The sequence below is a fragment of the Streptomyces sp. LaBMicrA B280 genome (assembly GCF_049222185.1).
Classification (GTDB): domain Bacteria; phylum Actinomycetota; class Actinomycetes; order Streptomycetales; family Streptomycetaceae; genus Streptomyces; species Streptomyces murinus.
Genome location: NZ_JBMJCT010000022.1, coordinates 85,607 through 102,896, shown reverse-complemented (window position 1 = coordinate 102,896; position 17,290 = coordinate 85,607). Strand labels below are relative to the sequence as shown.

The 17,290-nt window shown below is 69.9% G+C and carries 10 protein-coding genes; 6 read left to right on the top strand and 4 right to left on the bottom strand.

Annotated elements, in window-relative coordinates:
* Nucleotides 1–1,415: 1,415 nt before the first annotated feature.
* The 4 genes from ACLF5H_RS19880 to ACLF5H_RS19865 form a co-directional block, all read right to left on the bottom strand.
* Nucleotides 1,416–4,211, bottom strand: a complete 2,796-nt coding sequence (locus ACLF5H_RS19880) for a pPIWI_RE module domain-containing protein (protein WP_421677351.1) — start codon at nucleotides 4,209–4,211, stop codon at nucleotides 1,416–1,418.
* Between the two features lie 88 nt (nucleotides 4,212–4,299).
* On the bottom strand, nucleotides 4,300–7,737 hold the full coding sequence (locus ACLF5H_RS19875) for a signal recognition particle (protein WP_421677350.1): 3,438 nt from the start codon (nucleotides 7,735–7,737) through the stop codon (nucleotides 4,300–4,302).
* The gene (locus tag ACLF5H_RS19870; RefSeq protein ID WP_421677349.1) at nucleotides 7,730–8,905 is read right to left on the bottom strand and encodes a hypothetical protein; all 1,176 of its coding nucleotides are present in this window, start codon (nucleotides 8,903–8,905) and stop codon (nucleotides 7,730–7,732) included. The genes ACLF5H_RS19875 and ACLF5H_RS19870 overlap by 8 nt, the downstream gene beginning before the upstream one ends.
* A complete protein-coding gene (locus tag ACLF5H_RS19865) occupies nucleotides 8,902–10,542 on the bottom strand; it encodes a PD-(D/E)XK nuclease family protein (protein ID WP_421677348.1) in 1,641 nt (546 codons plus the stop codon). The genes ACLF5H_RS19870 and ACLF5H_RS19865 overlap by 4 nt, the downstream gene beginning before the upstream one ends.
* Before the next feature lie 136 nt (nucleotides 10,543–10,678).
* On the opposite strand from ACLF5H_RS19865, the gene ACLF5H_RS19860 reads away from it, so the two are divergent.
* From ACLF5H_RS19860 to ACLF5H_RS19835, 6 genes are all read left to right on the top strand, one after another.
* Complete coding sequence (locus tag ACLF5H_RS19860; RefSeq protein ID WP_421677347.1) at nucleotides 10,679–11,554, top strand: hypothetical protein; 876 nt, start codon at nucleotides 10,679–10,681, stop codon at nucleotides 11,552–11,554.
* Between the two features lie 90 nt (nucleotides 11,555–11,644).
* Nucleotides 11,645–12,763 carry a hypothetical protein gene (locus ACLF5H_RS19855; protein ID WP_421677346.1) on the top strand — a complete coding sequence of 373 codons (1,119 nt, stop codon included), beginning with the start codon at nucleotides 11,645–11,647 and terminating at the stop codon, nucleotides 12,761–12,763.
* A complete protein-coding gene (locus ACLF5H_RS19850; protein ID WP_421677345.1) occupies nucleotides 12,760–14,277 on the top strand; it encodes a hypothetical protein in 1,518 nt (505 codons plus the stop codon). The genes ACLF5H_RS19855 and ACLF5H_RS19850 overlap by 4 nt, the downstream gene beginning before the upstream one ends.
* Nucleotides 14,274–15,638: an AAA family ATPase gene (locus ACLF5H_RS19845; RefSeq protein ID WP_421677344.1), complete on the top strand. Its 1,365-nt coding sequence runs from the start codon at nucleotides 14,274–14,276 to the stop codon at nucleotides 15,636–15,638. The genes ACLF5H_RS19850 and ACLF5H_RS19845 overlap by 4 nt, the downstream gene beginning before the upstream one ends.
* Before the next feature lie 485 nt (nucleotides 15,639–16,123).
* The gene (locus ACLF5H_RS19840; protein ID WP_421677343.1) at nucleotides 16,124–16,729 is read left to right on the top strand and encodes a UvrD-helicase domain-containing protein; all 606 of its coding nucleotides are present in this window, start codon (nucleotides 16,124–16,126) and stop codon (nucleotides 16,727–16,729) included.
* The gene (locus tag ACLF5H_RS19835) at nucleotides 16,626–16,985 is read left to right on the top strand and encodes a PD-(D/E)XK nuclease family protein (RefSeq protein WP_421677342.1); all 360 of its coding nucleotides are present in this window, start codon (nucleotides 16,626–16,628) and stop codon (nucleotides 16,983–16,985) included. The genes ACLF5H_RS19840 and ACLF5H_RS19835 overlap by 104 nt, the downstream gene beginning before the upstream one ends.
* Nucleotides 16,986–17,290: the final 305 nt, after the last annotated feature.

The window sequence follows — 17,290 nt, the reverse complement described above, 5'->3', positions numbered from 1 at the left end:
CGTCGGGATCGGACCACAGGTTGCCTCCGCAGCGTTTCGTGCTTCGCACAGGTGCTGATGTGCCGAAGGGCAGGGACATCGAAGGGCAGGGACATCGGTGAGGGCCTCGGCGCCGGACGCCTTCGGTCGGCGGCCTGACAACGTTGCCATGCACAGGTGTCGAGTGAAACGCGTGGGCTTACGGCGTGTCAACGAGGCCAACAGCAGTTTCTGGGAGCGAAGTTCGCGGGGAGGGTGGCCGGTGGGGCGGCGGCGCGGTCGAGGCGGACGGCCGCCGACCGACCGAGGGGCCGGTGTCCGCCCTGGCGAACCGCATGCACCCGGGGCGGACTTCGTGCGAGCCCCCAGTTGCCCGGGGGCGCGCCACCCCGGCGCGACCCGCGGAGGGGCGGGGCGGCAGCGCCTCCCGCATCGCAAAAGCGACGAGCAACGCCCCGACTGCTTCTGATCCGAACGCGCCCCGGGGCCGGGGGCACGGGCGAGGAGGAACACCCCGCGCCGAACGGGTCCGGCATTCGACGGCGCGCTCAACTCCCGTGTCGTGTCGGGCACGTCAGCCGGCATCTCGACCCGAGCGGGTTCGCCCCGCACGGAGACGGTGCGCTCGCCCGCGGGCGATCTTCCTGGAACTCGGCGTCAATACGTTCGCCAGCCTTGGCCAAACAGCGCATCACCGTCTGCGTCGAACCACCCGGCGAACCCGCCGACCCCGACGCCCTGCGCGCGGAGATCGGGAAGGCCATGGCTCCCTACTTCTACGACCGCGAGGACATTCCGCACCCCGACCGGGTGGGCGAGTGGGGCTACTGGGCCATCTCCGGCGCGAACTGCGCCTTCGCGGTGCTGCCCGGGCGCGAGGACGACCCCGGGCTGGTCCGGGACAGCGACTGGAAACGAGGCTCGAAGCGGGAGGAGCTCGACCGGGACCGCTGCCACAGCGGGCCCCGGGGCCTCCTGGACCTCGACGCCGACCGGGACGCGACCGCGCTGGACGCGGCCCGGCGGTGGGACGAGCGGGCGCGGTTCGCCGCCGGCCACCCCCCCGGCGCTGCCGGCCTCCCACTACCTCGACCGGGCATACCTCGACCCGGTCGGCTACCCCGAGAAGCGCGCCCGGGCCGAACATCACGCCCAGCCCGTGATGCGAGCCATCCTCGCCGCCACCGAATCGAAGAGATCGCGGTGGCGCTGATCCCGCAACGCCTCGCACGGACCGTGCCCGTGCCCTTGGACGGCTCGCGGCCGCAGCCCCAGAAACAGAAAGACCCCAGATCAACTGGGGTCTCTGCTGGTGCTGGTGGGACGTTCACGAGATCCTTTGACCAGCTGCCTCAGGGCTAATTGATGTTGAGGTTCCGGCAAGCCGCAAGATCACTCTCCCGAGAGCATGCGCATGCATTTATTGACGGCTGCAACTACGCCCCGGGCTCCGTGGGGTCCAAAGCCTCCTCGATCTCGTGAGGCAGAGCGTAATCGTCCGCGAGTCGCGCAAGATGGAGGATCAAGGGCAGAGCCAACCCCTCACGACCGGCACGGTAGTCCTCGCTGAAACGCTGCTGGTGGACAAATGCAGCCCATGCCTCCGCGTCGTCACCGGGTTGAAGGCACGCGACGGTCAGTTCCAGGAGGTCCGGGTTCCAGGCATTCACCGTCGGCCGGTAGGCGTTGTTGCCCGAGGCATTGGTGTGCGGAGTCAGTTTGGCGTCGTCGTTGGTGAGCTTCGTCTGCGTGCCGGACTTGCCGGTGGTGCTGTAGAAGACGCGGTCCGAGTCTTCTCGCGGGCGGGGCCGCCACAGCCCCATCGCGATGCCCCCACACTGCTTGCCCCTCAACTCGGAGGAGAGTTCCTCCGCCTCCGCCCAACACTGCGCCGTCTCGTCCCGGCTGCCGTCGGCGATCCGGATGACACGCAGCTGCTTGCCGTAGAGACCGATCCGCTGGGCGGGGCCTCCGTCGAGGCCGAGCCTGTCCCGTTCCAGACCGTCGTTCCTCAGCCACGGCCAGCGCTTGCGGACGTCCTGGGCGTGGGCCAGGACGAGTGTCGGGGTGCTGCGCAGTTGTGCAAGGGTCTTCTTGACGAAGGCCGCCATGAGGGCCGACTGCTCCGCGCTGTTCTTCCTGCCTTCGACCCTTCCCGTCAGTGACCTGAGGAGTTCGGGGTACGGCACCCATGCGTGCATGTCGGCCGACTTGCCCAGCACGCATTTCGCGCCCGGTCGGATGAGCACCGCGATCGGCGTGAACTGCTGCTTGCCCGTGGGCCCGTCAAGGCGGCGTTCCACGAGGTGGAAGGCCACCTGGTTCAGGTTGGCGGGGATGAGCGTGTCACCGAGCGTGTGCTGGGGCACCAGCCGCATGCCGGTCTGGCGCAGGCCGTCCGACCAGGCCGCGGCGGCACGCAGACCTGCATCGGCGAGAGCCTCCTCCTTCTCCGCGTCCGGGTCCGGTGGACGGATGAATTGGGTCACCAGGCCTGCGTCCGCGCAGCCGAGGCGGATCGCGTGCTTGGGGTCGGTCCGTCGCTTGGCATGGCGGAAGGCATCCTGCCCGTCGAGCTCCACGAAGGCCAGCCGCACCCCGGGGACGGCCTCCCGCAGGGCGGCCATGGCCCGCGCGACACCGATACGGCGCTCCTCGATGGCCTTGTCGTGTTCCTGTCCTCGGCGCGGCACACCGTCGCCTCCCAGCGGTGCACCGAGAGCGCCCAGTGGCCGCGCGTGCAGCCGGACGGTCAGTTCCTCCGCCTCCCACACCCAGGTGTCGGGACCCTGCTCACACCGGTGCCCGGCCAGCCCCAGCCCCGTCTCCGCCGCCGCGATCACCTGGTCGCGGATGGCCTCGTTCTGATGGAGCACGACCGCGGTGAGGTCTTCCCCTTCGAGAGCTTCGGCCAGGCGTGCCCGCAGAACCTGAGCGTTGTGGGCCGCGTTCAGCTCACGCTGGTCCAGGATGACCGCGCGCGCTTCGGGATCCTTCTCTTCCATGTTCTTGGGAATGGACGGCAGCTTCTTGAGCTGCTTCTTGGGCGGCCGCGCGTACGCACTGCGCTCGAGCTTCGGAACGGAGACGAACTCGGGAGCGATCGCCTGCTCCGCCCACTCGATCAGCCGTCGGCGTTCGCTGGGCATCAGTCCGGTGCCGATCGTGTGCCTGCCCATGGCCGCCTGGTGCCCGATCGCGATCCGGATGCCGTCCCGGCTGTGGATCCAGTGGTCGGCCTCCTTCACCAGCCGGTCCGGGGACGGCAGCGCGTCGAGTGCGCTGATCCGGGCAAGCATTCCTTCTGCTCCGCCCTGACGCCAGTCCGTGGTGCCGTTCTTCCACTCCAGCATGGCGACTGCGAAACGCTGCGGCTGCGGACCGTCGTGGACTAGGGAGTCGTCCGGGAGCAGGTAGGCGGACACGCCCTTGCCGTACGGCATGTAGACCTTGCCGGTGACGAACCGACGCACGCCGGCGGCCACGTGGACGCGCGGGACGGGTGAGAAGGGAACGGTGCGCACGGTGATGCGGAGGGTCGCCGCGTAGTAGGCCGGCTTGCCGTCGCCTCCACCGCGCCGCCTGGGTACGTACTCGATCACGTTCGACATCAGCTCGGCGCCCCCGCTGCCCTGCCCCCTGGCCCCCGCGCGGCCGGCGACCTGCCGGAACGACAGCTGCTGCCCGTGGTGTTCGTACGGTCCCTGGCGCGCGATCCGTTCGGCGAGGACGTCGGGAAGCAACCGGTACACGTGGGGCGCGGGCAGAGCGGTTCCCCCGGGCGACACCTTCTGCTCGAGGAGGTCGACGCTTCCTGGCCGCCAGCTGAGCGCCGCGGTGTCGAGGTCACGGAAGCAGTTCATCAGCAGGGTCGTGGACTCGGGATCGTCGGCATCGCGCGGGAGGCTCTTGAGCCAGGTGGCGATGTAGAGGTTCGTCACCGCCATCGGGTAGGCGTCCTGGCAGTACAGCCAGGGGTTCTCCGAGCCGAACCGTGCCGTGGAGTCGACCGTGACGATGTCCGGCGCGGTGGCGCGCATCAGCTGGTTGACGGCCGCTGTGGGTACGCGGCGTCGTCGCCCGGCCTGCCCCTCGGTCATTCCGCCGTGGTAGAGGCGCAGGAGTGTTTCCTCCCAGTGGGCGGGCAGAGAGAGCGTGTGCATCGGGACGACGAAGGGTCCCTGTGCCGGGTCGGGCAGATACGCCGCCGGGCGGTTGTACTGGTAGGCCATGGTGCCGTTCTCCTCGGGGCAAGGCGTGAAGTGTGCGGACGCGACGCGGACACGTCGCGGATGCGGTGCCGTGTGGTGGCGGATGCCGTCAGCCCATGTCCACCAGGGCGCGGTAGAGCGGTTCGTACAGCTCACGGACGAGGGATTTGTCGATTGGGGCGGGGTCTCGCTCCGCCGTGTTCCCGTCCTCGAAGTAGGGGGTGAGAACCTCCCGCATGCTCGCCAGCAGGCTGGTGTCGGGGGTGTCCGTGTCCTGGAATCCGGCTTCCCGGGGGGAGAAAGCCGCGTCGACGAAGACCACTCGGGCGGGCACGCCGCCGCGCACGAGGCGGCCGATGACCTGCCACATGACGACAAGCTGGTCCCAGGTGAACGCCGCCTTCTCCTCGTCCCGCAGACTGGACCAGGCCAGCCGCCGGGTGAGGAAGCGGTTCCACTGACGACGTGCGCGACTGCGGAACGCCACGGCCGCTTGGTCGGGTGTGACTGCGGCGAGCGCGTTCTGCCGGAAGGATCCGTCGACATCCCGGAGTTGGCGAACGGCCCAGTCGTTGATGGACTGAATGGCGAGCGCGATGTCGTCGGGCCGCGGGTGGGGGCGTGCCAGGAAATAGACCGTGCCGATGGCCGCCTTCCCACCGCGCAACACGATGTTGTGTCCCCGCTCCACGGCGAGCAGCGGTGCGACGAGAATGTCGCCGCCGACCGAAGGGAAGGCCTTTACGTCGCCGCGCGGCAGGGTCCGTGCGGCAGCATCCTCCGGCAGCCGGGTCCAGGCGGTGTCGGAGTCCGCGTCGTCGGACACGAGTCGAGTGACGCGGCCGTTCCACTCGGGGATCTGGTTGAGGTACTCGGCGGCCCGACGTGCCTCGTCGTAGCTGCCGACGAGCAACAGGATGCGGCGGCGGTCCGGATCGTCGATCTCCTTCAGCTCGGCGTCCAGCATGCTCTCGGCGTCGGGCAGACTCCGGTCGGGCACCGCGAGCTGGTGCAGCATGTGCAGAAGGGCCTGTGGGCGTTCTTCGGGGTCGCAGCCGGACAGGCGCAGCGGCTTGGGCCGGTCGTTTCCGGGCCAGTACAAGAACTCCTTGCGGAACTCGCTGCCCAGGACGGCTTCGACTTCCTCGTCGTGAGGACGCAGAACGGCACCGACGTCGGCGTGCACGTGGTACCTGCTCGACGTGCCCGCCCAGCTCGTTGCGGACATGAGCAGGACGTGCGGGCCTGGGCGGCCGTCCACAGCGCACAGGTCACCGAGCCGCATGAGCAGTTCGCGGCCCACGCCGTTGCAGTGGAAGAAGCGGAGTTCACCGCTGCGATCACCATCGCGCTCACGGTCGTCGTGGCGGAACTGGAAGCCGAGCACGTTACCCATGGGCGACTCGGGGATGACCGCCTCGTAGTCCTTGGGGGGCCTGCGGGAGAGCACGTTCGAGGCGCTCTCGAGATTGAGGGCGGCCTCGACGCGCGGCCATAGCGTGGTCATGAAGTCGAGACGGCTGTGCAGAGCGGAAAGGAGCAGGGTGAACTCGAAGCGCCTGGCCTGGAGGTCGGCGTCCGCGAGCACCGTGCTGTCGTCTCCGACGATGTCGGTGAGGGTGTCGCGCAGCCTCTCACGCGTCCGTGCTCCCTGGGGTGCGTGCAGGAGTTCCAGGGCGAGGTGGACGAAGGTGTTCACCAAGGGTGTCACTTCGTCGTCGTCTCCTGTGCTCTGCTGCTCGTGCAGCGGGTCGTCGCGGAACCGACCGAGCGCACTGTCCAGCGTCCGGGCCGCCGCAGGCGGGCGTTCGCCCTCCTTCCTCCCCGGGAACCAGCTGTCCAGCAGCAGGTTGTGCAGGGTGAAGGCGCTGAAGTAGTCGACGCTGATCCACCGCCTGAGCTTGTCGTCCTTGACGAGCAGGGCGAAGAGGCGGTCGGTGGCGGCGCTGACCGTGTTGACGGCGTTGGTCCAGTCGTCGACGTCACGGGCGGACAGCTGGAGCCGGCCGTCCCGGGCCATCTGCTGGAACTTGTGGACGGCGACCTCGTCGAACCAGGAGTTCGGGGCCTTGCCCACCAGAGTGCTGGCCGGCGCGAAGGCCGTGTCGAGCTGCATCTGGACCCGGTCCGCCTCGTCGACGATGATCAGGTCGCTGAGCCGACACGCGAGCTCCAGGTACCGGAGCTGTTCCTGGTGCTGGTGCAGTGGGACGGAGCTGTGCACCAGACCGGCCGGGGTGGCGACCCACACCTGGGCGTCGACCAGATCACGAGCCCCGCGGTGGCGCGGACAGCGGTTCCACAACGGGCACAGTCTCCGCTGCGGCTTCGCGCCTACTGCGTCACGCTGCGCGCTGTACTCCTCGTCGAGGAGGAGATCGCCGTCCGTGGCCTCCTGCTCGGGGACGGTGTACAGCGTGATACACGGCGCTTCGCGGACGCCGAGCGGACGACGGGCTTCCAAGCCGCGCAGCACATCGACGGGGCAGGCGCTGCTGAGGTAGGCGAAGCCCGCGTGGTCGTGCCCGAGCATGGTGGCGGCGCCGGCCGTGGCGGTGCGGCGGTGCAGCCGGTTGATGTTGCGCTCCCTGGTGGAGTGCCCGAGGATCGGCGCCGCCCGCACACCGAGCCGGTCGAACTGCTCCACCACCGAGAGCGTCTCGGCCACGTCGCCGACGACGATGGTGACCCGGCGGGGCGTCCGGGTCACGAGGTGGTAGGTCAGGATGTCCCGGAGGGTGGACTTGCCGGCTCCCACCATCCCCACGAGGTGCAGCAGCCGGTCGATCCTCAGCCGTCCCTGTTCGGTGAAGCGGCCGAGTTCCGTGTCGCGCACGAGCAGTTTCACCCGCCGGAGCCGCCCGACCCAGCCGTTGCACGGCCCGTCCGGTGCCGTCGCCTCGACGGCGTCCATCTCGTCGGCGGCCTTCTCGAGCTCTTCCCAGGTGACGTCGACGGGCTCTCCACGCCCGGCCGGTGGTGCGTCAAGCGCGTGGGCGCGCGGCAGGGTGTCCGTCAGCAGTTCCTCGTCGAACACCACGGACTGGGTACGGTCCTGCACCCGGAAGGTGTGTTCTCCCTCCTCGGCGAACGGAACGGCTCGTGTCACGAACCGCGGAGGGGCGCAGAGCAGCTCTTCGAAGATCTCGAACCGGCGTGCGGAGCGCGACGGCTCCCGACGGCGCGGCACGGATTCCGGTCCGTCGATGTCGTATCCGCGCAGGTGCTGGGGGACTTCAAGGTAGTCGGTCAGCGCCTCCGACCAGGCGTGCCGTCGCCGCATGTCCCACAGATAATGGCGGGCGCGCAGAACGCGCAGCCGCTGATCGTCGGTGCGCACGTCTCCGAACACCTCGCTGTACGGGTAACCGCCCAGCAGCGGCCAGACATCGGCGGCCGTGCGGGTGGGCGTCACGTCCTCCAGGAGGTACAGGCCCAGTTCGACGTCGAGAAGGTCGCCGGGGCGGAAGCTGCCGAGGTTCGCCGGCCACACCTCGTTGAGCTGCTGCGGCGAGCAGCGCCGGTGCCATCCTCTGCGGTCACGCACGGCGTCCTCCTTCGATACGCGGGGCCCCCGCCTTGTCACGTGGGATGGAGATCTCATCGGCGACCAGCCGCAGGAAGGCCCGGTCGTCCAGCAGGGTGACCCGATCGGCCAGGTGCTCCGGCAGATTGCGGCGGAACTGCCGCCCGTACGCCTCGTTGTCACGGAAGCGGTAGCGGGGCACGACGAGGAACGCCCGGTCGTACGGCGGCTCGTTCCTGAACGGCGTGAGGGAGCGTGCCAGAAGAACGGGGTTCACCCGGTCCTTGACGTCCACCGCCCAGTGCCGTCTCTCAGGCAGGGGGACGCGCAGGTCGTACGCGTCGTAGTTGGGCCACATCTCGGCGGTGATTCCGAACTTCTCCTCCAGGGCGGCTTGCAGATCGGTCTCCGCGAGCCCGGGGCTGGTGATGAACATCCGCAGGGGGCGGCTGAGCTGGAAGATCCCACCTTTGTCGGCACGAAGCGGCGTGCCTTCGTCCGAGGTGCCGTCGCGGCGGCATCGGTCCAGTTCGCATCGGTGGCCGCCGTGCAGCAGCGGCACCATCAGGCAACGGCAGCGAGCGCACTGTCGGTACGTGCCGCGCCGCAGGTAGGAGGCGGACACAGACTCGTAGCAGCGCTTGATCACGTCGTGCAGCAGCATCCCGCAGTCCGGATCGCCACCCAGCAGCGCCAGCTCGGCGCCGGTCAGCACGGGCCTGGAGGTGAGCAGGGCCCGGAACGCGGTGTAGGCCTGCGGGGCCTTTGCCGCACGGCACACGGCGAGTGCTTCCCGGATGCGTTCGTTCTCGAAGAGCTCGGCGGCCGGGTCGGCCGCGATCACCTCCCACTCCAGGCACAACTGGTGCGGCAGCCTGGTCTCCGGATCGACGAGCAGGGCCGCTCCGGGAAAGTTGTCGGGCGGCAGCTCCAACGGCCACTCGCTCAGAGGTCGTTCAGAAGCCCAGCGGACCATCTGCGGCACACTGCCCGGCGCTTCCTCGCCCCGGCGCAGGCAGTGCAGGACGAGGCGGTTGTATGCGTTCTGCACCTTCGCCGGGTAGACCGGGTTGGGTACGGTCCTGTGCCGGGACAGGCACGCCAGGGCGCTGGCGATCTGTCGGAGCAACCCCTCATCCGTGCCGACGGCGTCCTCGGACCGTGTGTCCCTCATGTCGGTCGTGCTCACGCCTCCCCCTCTCCCGCGACACGGCCGTCGGGCGCGGCACTCGGACACCACCGGGAGACCGGGCAGGAGCGGCAATGCGGTCCGGGGCGGGCGTCCCATGTCTCGTCCTCCCGCCACGGACCGGCGTACCGTCGCAGCACCGACAGCGCCTTTTGCTGCCGGCCGGGGTCAGTCGGGTCGATCACGTGCGGATCAGAACCATCCGGCCGGAGGATCTCCACCTCGACGCGCGAGCCGTTCAGATCGCCGCCCAGCGCGCCCTGAGCCAGGAGCGCGACCGCCAGGGCCAATTGGGGGTAGGTGTCGAGAAGGTCCTCGTGGTGGCGGCGCCGCTTCCGCGTCGTCTTGAGCTCCCGCCACACCCATGAGCCGTCCTCCTGATAGAGCAGGTCGGGTTTGGCGATGACGACGGCCTGCGCCGCGGTGTCGTGGACGACTCGGAGGGCTTCGGGCTCGACCCGCTGGATGAGGGCGGCGTCCTGGAAGGGACAGGCGTCGATGTGGTGGAGCAGCATGTCCCGACCGGTCGCGGCGTCCTCGTCGGAGACCCGCCAGCGTCCCTCTGTCCAGTTATTGCCCTCCGGGGGCATGTCGCCGACCGCGCACGGCGGCCGTCCCGGGCGCCGGTGCAGCTTCTCGATCCAGCCGTGCACCGCCTGGCCGAGCCTGGCCGCGTTGCCGTACTCGTCGGACTTCGGCAGGTGCAGGGCACGGAGGAACCCCTGTGCCGGGCAGGCCGCGTGATAGCGCAGATCGCTGACCGACACCTTCCTCAGGGGTGCCACCCGCGAGGAGAGTCCGAGGACACCGGACCTGCGCGTCACAACCTCGCAGCCCGTGAACTGCTTGCAGTCGACGCAGGATGAGCCGGGTGCCGGCCTGTCACCGGCCACGACACGGGCCACGTGCGCGTGCCCGTGCTCGGCGTAGTAGGCCTCAGCGTCCTCAGCCGTCCCGTCGAACTGCACGCACGGTTGTCCGTCGGCGAGCCCGACTTCGACGACACGCACCCGCTCGGGCCGGGCGGTGGGGCCGTACGGCTGGAACGCGCGCGCCCATTTCTGCGGCCAGGCCGCCTGGCGCCCGTGAACGGCCACGTACACGGCGATGGCGATCTCGCCGGGCTCGGAGTCCTTGGCCTCGCCATGCCGCAGCCGCCGGTACTCGCGCAGTCGTCCGTCGGTCGACTCGTACCTGCGCCACCAGGCGTACATCTCCCAGAACTTGCCGTTCTCCCGCTGGGCCACCCAGTACGGACGGACCGGGCGCAGCCGCTGCGCACCGTCGTCGGCGCACGCTCCAACGTACGTGCGGAGGGCGTGCTCGGCATACGTCAGGTGACCGGGGTGGAGGGCGGGGGTGCGGGAGCGCAGCCCTGCCAGGGCCTGATCGGGTGACTCACCGTGAAATTCGACCCGATCGACGGCGTCCATCACCGGCCCGAGGGTGAACGTCTCGAGCTCCGGCTTCGGAAGCCGGAGACGCTGGACCGGCCACAGACCGGGCCGGGCCTTGGCGGCGGCGTGCGAGGGGCAGGTGTGCTCCTCGCTCCCGCCCGTACCGGGCCCCACGCGCACGAGGCCGTCGTTCCCCGTCAGCCAGTGCGGCTTGTGCCATGCCGTCGTGTCGTGACTCATTGCCTCCCCCTTGTCTCGGAGCAGACGGCACCCTTCGGTCCGGCCGGGTGCGCCGCCGCATTCGACCGTAGCAGGTAATCTTGGAACTCATTGGAAGTTCTTGGCATAGGTTGGTTACTGCGCTAGGCTGCCCCGCATGGCGGCATCACTGGAGGAACTCGAGCAGCGCCTGTCCCACCTGCGCACCGAGCTGCGTGGCGCCGTGCGCGCACGGGACAAGGCCGAAACCGCGCGTATCCGTCGCGCGCTGCGCGAAGCCGAGGCCGCCTGGGAGGACGCCCTTGAGACCGAGACGGAACCGGACAGCGGGGCATTCCCGGCCGAACCCCCGGCCCCGCAGGCGTCGGCGACCAAAGGCGTACCACGCCGCACGGAGCGCCCGGCGCACGGCTCCATCCCGATCCGCGAACAGGTCCACCAGGCGCTCACCCTGCTGGGCGCACCCGCCTCCCCGAAGCTCATCTCGTCCACGTACGAGGCGTTCTTCACCGAGACACTGGTCGCCACCAAACTCGCGTCCCTCCGCCGCGACGAGGAGCGATCCTTCACGGCACAGGGCTATGCCCGCCCGTACTACATCTGCGCGGCACTGACCTACGACCGCCTGGTCCCCGCACGCGGACTCCTGGCCCTGTCCACCTGGCCCGTGGAGCAGCGGATCATCGGCCCGCTCAGCCCACGTGCCGACTTCCTCACCCACGCGGTGGGAACCGCCGAGCAGATCCGGCGACTCACCACCGCGGGACATCCGCCCCCCGACGCAGCTTGGCGGCTGCTGCGCCGTTTCGCCCTCACGATCCCGGGCGCCTACGATGCCGCGGCCCCGGAACCCGACCCCGCCCGCGTGATCGTGGCCGCCCGCGCCGAAGCGGCAGTCCACCAGCAGGAGGACGACCGGCAACGGCAAGCGACCGCACAGCGCGCCCGCACCCAACTCGCCGACGTACAGCAGCTGTTCGGCGCGGCACCGATGCGTGACGCTCTGCGCGACGCGAGTGGGACCCTGTCCTGACGCCCCCTTCACGACGGCGATGACGCCAGACGCCTCGCACGCCGGTGAGCCCCTGAAGACGTTCCCGAAGACGTTCCTGAAGTAGAGACGATGCCCTCGCAGCAGTCCGAACCTCCCGACGACCGACTCGCACGGCTGCGTGGAACGCAGCCCCCTCAGCCGTACACCGCTCGCAAGATCACCGCCCTGACCGCCAATCCCGCCTGCGCCCGCCGTGCCGTCCTCGACGCCGCCGGTGTGGACAAGGCACTGCTCGCCCAGCAGGTCGGATACGAGCCGCGCTTCGGCCAGTCCCCGTTCGCCCTCGCCCGCGAACAGGCGTTCCACGGCCTCGTGAAGTGGGGCAGCTACGCCGAACTCATCCGGCTGCTGCGCGAGCAGCTCTCCATCCCCGTGGCGGAGGCTCATGTCACCGACCTCAACGAGGTAGGGGGCAACACGGACCTGCACATGCGCGAGCGGGAGACCCGCCGCCTCATCGCGCATGTGGCCTCCGGCCAGGACGTACGGCTCATCCTCGACCGTCCCGTGCTCACCCTCGAAGTCGCCGGTCAGACGGCGTACTTGGAGCCGGACGCGCTCACCCACCGCATCGGGGGCAAGTTCCACGTCGTCTTGATCCGCTCGTTCGCGGCGATCGACGGCCAGGCCAATCCGATCGCCGTCGCCGAGGCGGCCAAGCAGGCCGCGGTGTACGTCCTCGCCCTCCACCGGGCTTTCGAGGCCGCCGGTCTGCCCACCGAACAGATCTCCCCCGAGTTCCTGCTCGTCTGCCCCAGAGACTTCTCCAACCGCCCCTACGGCCGCCTGATCGACCTCCGGCAGGAACTCGACGCCCTCCAGTTCCAGCTCTCGCGGCTGCGGCGCGCCGAGGACCTCGCGGCCCAGCTCCCCGAGACGGCGACCCTGGACACGGCCCGAAGTACGGAGGAACTCTCTTCCTCCATAGAGGCGTTGGACGCGTCGTACACACCCTCCTGCCTGTCCTTCTGCGAGATGGCCCGCTACTGCCGCGACGAGGCCGACGGATGCGCCTCGCCTGCCCGCCTGGGCAGCGGCGTGCGCAACAGCTTGCCGGGCATCGACTCCACTCGCACCGCACTCGACTACCTGGACGGCGTCGCCGCCCCAGGAGAGGCCGAGGCGGAAGCCGCCGACCTGCTGCGTGCCGCCGCACGGCTGCGCCGACTCCGCCGGGGGGCCGCATGAGCGTCCTGTCCACCGTCGCGGCGCTCACGGCGTCCCGCACCGGCCGTGCCGAGCCGCTGACGACCGTCCGCCACGAGCACTTGGACCAGAAGCCGTTCGTCCTGGTGCCGCTCACCCTCGCCGGCGAGGCGTGCGCGCCCTTGGCCGCGCTCGCGGGTACGGACCCCGAGCATCCGGCCCTCCTCACCGTCCGCCAGCCGCGCAACCGCGCCGAACGCTTCCGGTTCGCCGAGCGCCTCGCCGCCCTCCTCCTCGCGTACGTCGACGGGTGCCGGACGGAGACCGAGCCCTACGCCGTCGGCCGCGGCAAGGAGAAGGAGGAACGCCTGCGCTTCCAGCGAGCCCCACAGCTCCTCGTCCCGAACGGCGAGGGCATCGCCTACGTGCGCCTGCTCGGCCGACTGACCAGACTGCGCGCCACCGAGGGGCCGTACGCGGTCGACCCGTCCGTGCCAACCCTCGGAAAGTGGTTGACCTGGTTCGTGGACCTGGCCGAGTTCCCGGACTCCAGTGTGCTGCTCGCGATGACCCGGCTGCTCGCCGCCAACTGGGCCACGGGCCAGAGTTCTTCCGAAGACTCCCACCTCGCGTCCCTGCTCGCCTGGATCGATCCGCCGGGGGACGTCGACGGCGCGCGGGCGGCACGGGAGGCGGAGGACCCCGCCGTGTGGCCGCCAGCCGGTCCATCCACCGACCCGGTCTTCGACCGAACCCTGCACGAGTTGATGACGCGCTACGACGAAGCGTCCGACGACCGCGGACGCGAGGCGGTGGGCCGCCAGATCGACCGTGAACTGAACGGCCAGATGCTGCCCACCTGGCGACTGATGTGGCGCGGCGTGGAGCTGCTCCGCGAGCTGCCGGAGGGCGCCCACGTCCCCGGCCGCTGGGCCCTCGACCGGCGCTGGTTCTCCGAGTACGCCGAGTACCTGGACGCCGACGGCCGCCCGCAGGCCCGCCGCGACCAGGCCGTCCGAGCCGCCCGCCGCCTGGCCCGGCTGGAGGACGCGGTCACCCGCTACGAGGCGCAGCGCGCGTACGACGACCCGCTGGTGATGGCGGAGTACGAGCTGACCGGCGAGGCGTTCACGGGCACGGTCACGGCCAGGGACGAGGACCGCTTCGCCCCCGGCGACCGTCCCGGCTCCCAGGTCTGGCGCCCGACGATCACCCTCCGCACCGGCACGGACACCCGCGTCGATCTCGCGATCGGCACGGGGGTGACGTCCCCCACCCGGCCCGGCCAAGGAGCCCGGATCCTCGAAGTACGACAGGAGGGCGACGGCGGCCACACCGTGGTGCTCCAGCTTGAGGGCGGCTTCGCGAGGAAGCGCAAGCCTCCGGCCCCGGCCGGCACCCTCGCGGAGACCGGCGAGGAGCTGACGTACACCACGCTCAACCCCACGGCCATGCCCTCCGCCCTGCCCGACGAGGAGAACACCCCCTGGACCCACGGCGGTCCGCCGCAGCCGTACGAACCCACCGACGAGGACGCAGAGGAGACCTGGGAGTGACCGCTCTCCTTCCCGACACCGGGGAGCCCGAAGCCCTCACGCCCGGCGAACGCGCGGACCGGGCGGTCGCGGGGATCCTGACCAGCCTCGACACCGCGCCCGGCCGGGGCGTCGTCGTGGACTCACCTCCCGGAGCCGGGAAGTCCACGCTGGTGGTGCGGGCCACCGGGCACCTGACGTCCGCGGGCCATCAGCTCATGATCGTCGCGCAGACCAACGAGCAGGTCGACGACCTGGTGGACCGCATCGCGCGGGAACACCCCGGCCTGACGCTCGGCCGCCTCCACGCTGGCGGCCACGTCCTTCCGCCCCGCGTCACCCGGCACCCCAACGTCACGGGGAGCAGCCAGGTGACGGACCTGCGCGACCTGCCCGTCGTGGTGTCCACCGCGAAGAAGTGGTCGTTCGTCACGCCGGACAAGTGTGCGCCGTGGCGATGGGCCATCGTCGACGAGGCATACCAGATGCGTTCGGACGGGCTCCTGGCGACAGCCCCGCTCTTCGCCCAGGACGACTCGCAGGTCCTCTTCGTCGGCGACCCCGGCCAGCTCGACCCCTTCGCCACGGTGGAGTCCGACCGCTGGCACGGCCTGACCTGGGACCCCCTGCGCAACGCGGTCGACGTCACCCTCGCCCACAACCCCGACCTTCTCCGCCACCAGCTCCCCGTCTCCTGGCGCCTCCCGGAGACGGCTGCACCCCTGGTCGAGCGGGCCTTCTACCCCTTCTACCGGTTCGCCCCCGGTACGACGGCACCGGAGCGAGTCCTGTCGTACGCCAGCCTGTCCCACGGCTCCACCCCACTGGACGACGTCCTCGCCCGGGCCGCCGACTCCGGCTGGGGCCACCTAGAGCTCCCCGCCCGTCATACCCTGGACCAGGACCCGGAGGTGGCGGATGCCCTCGCGGCGACGGCGGCGCGACTGCTGGAGCGCGGTGCGCTGGTCAACGGCGAGCTTCTGACCTCGGACCGCATCGCGATCGGCACGGCACGCACTGTGCAGGCGGACGCCGTCCGCGCCCGCCTCGCCGCCCGCGGCCTGACCGGTATCACGGTGGACACCGCCAACCGCCTCCAGGGCCGCGAGTTCGACGTCACCCTGGTCTGGCACCCGCTGTCCGGCCGCCAGGACGCCTCCGCCTTCCACCTGGAGACGGGCCGCCTGTGCGTCCTGCTCTCCCGGCACCGCTTCGCCTGCATCGTGGTGGCCCGCGCCGGCATCCGGGACCTACTGGACCGCCATCCGCGGAGCAGCCCTGTGTACCTGGATGTGCCGCCTAAGTTTCCGGATGGGTGGCGGGCGCATCAGGTGGTCATGGGGTGGCTGGAGCGGGGGGAGCATCGGGTGCGGACGACGTGATCACGGGGCGAATGGGGTCATTGTCAGTGGCAGGCCGTACGGTCCACGCAGATGTGGCGTGAGGGAGATATCTGGAGCATGGCAGCAGTGATCGAGAACCCGATCATCAATTCGCCGTACGCGTAGCCGGCCTGGCACTGGGAACTGGACGAGCGGGGGCAGCCGACCGGTGAACGGGCTTCCGGGTGCCGCCCTAGCGAGACGGGAAGTCCACGGGGCTCAATCCGTACGAGCGTCTCGGCAAGGCGCTCAAGGGACAGATTGACGAGGAGGCTCTGGCCACCCTGTTCACCGCGAAGTCATACCCCTTCCCCAAGCCCGAGTCCGATCGCATCAAGGTCAAGGTCGCCAACTACTACGGCGACGAGGTCCTCAAGGCCATCGAGGTCTGACGTCACCACTCACGGGGTGGGCGCGGCCACCCCGCCCACCACCAGCCTCGCACATCGAAGCACCCGTCAGTTCCGGGGGGAACAGTGCCATTCATGGATGTCCAGCGCACCGCCCTCAACACCCACGACGACAACCTCCTCATCGTCGCCGGTGCCGGTTCCGGCAAGACGGAGGTCATCTCACAGCGGATCGCCGGGCTGACGCCGACCCCCAGGCGCGGCACCCCCGACGTCGTCATGTCCTTATCGGACCTGAAGTACCTCTTCGAGTGCCCGTATTCCTTCAAGCTTCGCCTGCTCCACGGCTTCGACTCACCCCTGCAGAAGGAACTCGGCTTCGGCAAGTCCCTGCACGATGTCATGGCCGAGATTCACAAGCGTGCAATCGAAGGCGGAATCGCCAACCCCGAGGAAGCGGAAGACCTCGTCAACCGCCATCTGAACCTCCCGTTCGCGAACAAGGCGGCGGCCGACCAGCTCCGCCCCGCTGCCGAACGGCTGTCCGGCGGTACCTGGAGCACCATGGCGCCACCCTGCACCAGACGCGGTACTCTCCGAGCAGCCCGTCGAGCTCCACCCTGTCCCCGGCGTCACCGTGACCGGCCGTGTCGACTTGATCAAGCGGTTGGACACCAACGAGACGTCTGCCGTCGACTTCAAGTCCAGCGAACGCGCCCAAGCCGAGGACCTGACCCGTGACCAGTTGCACCTGTACGTCCTCGACTACCGAGAGCTGACCGGGCAGGACACGGACGTCGTTGAGGTGCTCGACCTCGACAAGGCGGGACGCGACACCCGCGAGATGGTGGACCCCGAGGTCAAGACCGACCTCGGCAAGAGGGTCACGGAGGCGGCGGACTCCCTGCGCACCAACCAGCTGTCCCGTCGGCACACCTGGTGCGCAACCTGCGGCAGCTGCGACTTCGCGGGCATCTGCCGCAACCGCGGAAGTTGACGGTTACTCCAGTCCTGGCCCGTGTAAGGGTACGGGCCAGACGGGTAGTCACACAGGAGTAGTCAGGACTCGTCTCTGTCCCTTCGAGACAGCCAGCGCCGCCCTCGGTCATCGCTCATCCTCCGACACGAACCTGCGCGCCAGGCGGCCGAACACGGCACTCTGCCCAGCCGATGAGTGGAGGCCAGACCCCCGGATGGGCCGCCACACTTCAACCGGTTCGACGCGGAACCAGGAGGCGCCGGCGGTGACTTCGCAAGCGATGGTCGGCTGCAACGGCGCCGGGTATGGGCAGGTAGGAGCTG

Bases quoted from the DNA above. Each gene is read 5' to 3' on its own strand.
- ACLF5H_RS19880 (WP_421677351.1), bottom strand. From the start codon at position 4,211: ATGGCCTACCAGTACAACCGCCCGGCGGCGTATCTGCCCGACCCGGCA.
- ACLF5H_RS19865 (WP_421677348.1), bottom strand. From the start codon at position 10,542: ATGAGTCACGACACGACGGCATGGCACAAGCCGCACTGGCTGACGGGG.
- ACLF5H_RS19860 (WP_421677347.1), top strand. From the start codon at position 10,679: ATGGCGGCATCACTGGAGGAACTCGAGCAGCGCCTGTCCCACCTGCGC.
- ACLF5H_RS19855 (WP_421677346.1), top strand. From the start codon at position 11,645: ATGCCCTCGCAGCAGTCCGAACCTCCCGACGACCGACTCGCACGGCTG.
- ACLF5H_RS19850 (WP_421677345.1), top strand. From the start codon at position 12,760: ATGAGCGTCCTGTCCACCGTCGCGGCGCTCACGGCGTCCCGCACCGGC.
- ACLF5H_RS19840 (WP_421677343.1), top strand. From the start codon at position 16,124: ATGGATGTCCAGCGCACCGCCCTCAACACCCACGACGACAACCTCCTC.